1 protein-coding gene is annotated in these 209 nt (G+C 51.7%); it reads right to left on the bottom strand.

All coding sequences use genetic code 11. The features are described 5' to 3' along the window. A partial coding sequence (locus G9G53_RS26155) for a phosphopantetheine-binding protein (RefSeq protein WP_165150929.1) occupies nt 1-209 on the bottom strand: 209 nt, incomplete at both ends.

Below are 209 nucleotides of genomic sequence, written 5' to 3' on the forward strand. Positions count from 1 at the left end.
GGGCTCAATTTAACTGCTCCCGAGACCACCCGCTGATCGGCTGTGCGGCTAACTTTGTGTACATGACTGCTCAGCAGCGAAATGGACGGATATTGGAACAAATCCTTCATCTCCAGCTTGTAGCCCGCTTGGAGCAAGCGGGACGATACCTGGATCGCTTTGATCGAATCGCCGCCCAGATCAAAGAAATTATCCAAAATGCCGACTCT

It is taken from the genome of Paenibacillus sp. EKM206P (genome assembly GCF_011066155.1).
GTDB lineage: Bacteria > Bacillota > Bacilli > Paenibacillales > Paenibacillaceae > Paenibacillus > Paenibacillus polymyxa_D.